3 protein-coding genes are annotated in these 2,860 nt (G+C 72.8%); all 3 read left to right on the forward strand.

Annotated elements, in window-relative coordinates; genetic code table 11:
• Positions 1-1,884, forward strand: a 1,884-nt coding sequence (locus WA805_RS28540; protein WP_425243873.1) for a hypothetical protein, incomplete at its 5' end; no start/stop codon positions are given.
• Positions 1,885-1,900: 16 nt separating this feature from the next.
• On the forward strand, positions 1,901-2,617 hold the full coding sequence (locus WA805_RS28545) for a lysophospholipid acyltransferase family protein (RefSeq protein ID WP_422273257.1): 717 nt from the start codon (positions 1,901-1,903) through the stop codon (positions 2,615-2,617).
• A 31-nt stretch (positions 2,618-2,648) separates the two neighbouring features.
• Positions 2,649-2,860: hypothetical protein (locus tag WA805_RS28550; RefSeq protein ID WP_425243874.1), on the forward strand; the 212-nt coding region annotated here is incomplete at its 3' end.

Here is a 2,860-nt window from a genome sequence, read left to right on the forward strand (position 1 = left end):
CAGCAGCCGGTGGCCTGCCCGGACGACGGCTGGCTGACCCTCAACGGCGGCGCCCGCGCGGAAGGCCCGCGCCCCTGCGCGGCGCTGCCCCCGGTGCTCAGCGAGGGGACCGGCGCCCGCATCCCCGCGATGCCGGAGATCATCCGTTACAACGAGCAGTTCCACGAGAGCCCGGACTGGGGGCTGCTCGGCAGCCTGGCCGGCTGCGTCACGGCCGTCGGGCCCGGGGCCGCGCTCGCGGTCGCCGCGCCGTCCGGCGACGTCGCTCAGTACCTCCCGTCTGCCAGCCAGCTCACCGCTACGGTGCTGGCTCGCTGTCCGCTGACCGTAGTCGATCTTGGCGCGCTCAGTTTTCCTGAACGACCCTCGGCCTCCGCCGCGGACCAGCAGCTCACCCGCATCGTCGCGAACCTCCCCGCGGACACGCTGCTGCTGGTCACCGCGCCAGGCGCGGCGCTCGGCGGCCAGCCGCACCTGCGGTCCGTGGTGGTCAGCGGACCCGGGTTCGGTGACGGCCTGCTGCGCGCCGCGTCCACCAGGCAGCCGGGGATCGTGACGCTGACCGACCTCACCCCGTCCGTCGCCCGCTGGCTCGGGCAACCGGTGCCGCCCGGGCTCAGCGGCTCGCAGCTGACCCGCGGCGACCGCGGCAGCCTCGCCGCGGCGGTCCGGGTGCTCATCGGCAGGGACACCGCGGAACAGGTCTGGATAAGCACCCACGGCTGGTTCTTCACCGCGTACGGGGTGACCGCCGCGGCGCTGCTCATCGCGCCGGTACTGCTCTTCTGGGGCAGCGATGCCGAGCGCGCGCGGCGCCGCTCAAGCTGGTGGCGGACGGCCGGAGTGTTCGCCGCGGCCGTTCCCGTCGGCACTTTCCTGGCCAATCTGGTGCCGTGGTGGCTGCACACCCACCCGGCAGTATGGCTGTACGGGATGGCGGCCGGCTGGACGCTGGTCGTGGCGGCCGCGGCCCTGGCTGGCCCGTGGCGGCGGCAGTTCCTCGGGCCGCTCGGCGCGCTGTGCCTGTGCACGCTGGCCGTGCTCGGCATCGACGTGATGACCGGGTCCCGGCTGCAGCTCGAGGTGCCGTTCGGGCTCTCGCTGCTCGAAGGCGGCCGGTTCTACGGGATCGGCAACGAGGCGCTCGGCGTCTACTGCGTGAGCACGCTGGTCGGCGCCGCCTGGCTGGGGCTGCTCGCGACGCGCCGGTTCCCTGGGCGGAGGGAAGCGCCGGTGCTCGCCGTCGGCCTTGTCGGGCTGTTCGCTGTCGTGGCGTCCGGCTGGCCGGGGTTCGGCGCCAAGGTCGGCGGGACGATCGCGCTGGTGCCATGCCTGCTGCTGCTGATGGCGTCCCTGGCGGGAATTCAGGTCCGGTGGCGGTGGGCGGTGCCGGTCGCGGTCAGCGGGCTCGCGCTGTTCTTCGCGTTCGCCCTGATCAGCTACTTCTTCCCGGCGGCGGGCGTGTCCGACATGGGGACGTTCGCCGGGAACCTGCTGCACGGCCGCGGCGGCGACCTGATCGAGCGGAAGGTCAGCTCCAATGTGGGCACGCTCACGGTGACCGTCTTCAGCTGGCTGATCCCGGTCGTCGCGGTGGCGGCCGCCGCCGCGCTGTGGCGGCCGGCGGCGCTGCGGCTGCGGCTGCTGGCGCGGGCGTTCGCGGCGGAGCCCCTGGTGCGGGTCGTCGCGTGGCTGGTGTGGCTGGTCCTCGTCATCGGCTGGTTCGCCGACGACTCCGGGGTGATCGTGCCAGCGGCAGCCCTGCCGTTCGCGCTGCCATTGGTGATCTCGATGGCCGCCTCCGTTTCCGGCGCGGTCGGCGGGGCACGCTATTTTGGTACCGCCTTCGCCGGGTCTTCCGTCGCAGGCCAGACCCCGAGGTAAGGCAGAGGACACCTGAGTGCAGTACCGGCTTTCGCGTGTCGTGATAGGACCCGCCCTGCACGTGATGGGACGGCCGAAGATCGTCGGCCTCGAGAACATCCCGCCGGAGGGACCGGCGATCCTCGCGTCCAACCACCTGTCGGTCATCGACTCCATGTACCTGCCGCTCATGATCGGCCGGCCAGTGGTGTTCCCCGCCAAGGCCGAGTACTTCGCGGCAAGAGGCCCGCTCGGCCGGCTCTGGGCGGCCTACCTGCGGTCCACCAACCAGCTTCAGATGGACCGGGAGGGCGCGCGAGCCGCGCAGGCGACGCTCGAGGCGGCGGTTGACCTGCTGCGCGCGGGCGAGCTGTTCGGGTTCTACCCGGAGGGCACCAGGTCGCCCGACGGCCGGCTCTACCGGGGCAGGTCGGGGATCGGCTATCTGGCGCTCAACTCCGGCGCGCCCGTGATCCCGGTGGCGATGATGGGCACGAGGAAGATGCTGCCGCCGGGCGCGCCACTGCCCAGGCCGACCCGCATCGAGATCAGGATCGGCAAGCGGATGGAATTCGCTCACCTGGCGGGCGAGCCGCCGGCCAGGGCGCGGCGTACCGTCGCCGACGAGGTGATGCGCGCGATCGGCGAGCTATCGGGGCAGGAGTACGTGCACCTGTACGCGTCGGACGTGAAGGCCAGGCTCTCCGGGGAAGACGGCGAGTCCGGCGAGGAACCACGGGCCCGTTCCGGATAACTGCTCTTGATCTTCCCCGTCCGCGCGGAAGATGGGCAGCGGGCCGGACGCCGACGGGTTCCACACGTACATCGGGCCGGTGTTGGCCTTCGGCAACTCGGGAAGCTCCGTCGCGACCGGTGCCGCGGCCAGGCCGGTCGCCAGCTCCCACGGCGGCAGCAGGTCGTCAGTGGCAGCAGCCGGCTGTGGGCTGCCCGGCGGGCTGGCGGGTCCCCACGGCGGTTGCCCGGTCTCGGCCCGCCT

Source organism: Trebonia sp. (assembly GCF_049794275.1).
Lineage (GTDB): Bacteria > Actinomycetota > Actinomycetes > Streptosporangiales > Streptosporangiaceae > Trebonia.